Annotated in this window: 1 protein-coding gene; it reads right to left on the minus strand. The window is 65.2% G+C overall.

The features are described 5' to 3' along the window. The coding region (locus AC0CH3_RS17790; protein ID WP_465238124.1) for a thiamine pyrophosphate-dependent enzyme at positions 1–279 on the minus strand (279 nt) is incomplete at both ends.

Here is a 279-nt window from a genome sequence, read left to right on the forward strand (position 1 = left end):
TGCCGGGGATGCGGAACGCTTCGCCGCGGCGATAGAGCTGGTCCTCGGCCGAGGCGCGATTGACGCTCGGGCCCATGGCGTACTGGTTGTTCTCGATCACGAAGATGATCGGGAGCGTCCACAGCTCGGCCATGTTGAAGCTCTCGTAGACCTGGCCCTGGTTCGCCGCACCGTCGCCGAAATAGGCCAGGCAGACGCCGCCATCGTCGGAATATTTGTGCTTGAACGCGAGGCCGGTGCCCAGCGACACCTGCGCGCCGACGATGGCGGCGTCTGCAT

This window comes from Sphingomonas sp. AC449 (assembly GCF_979253475.1).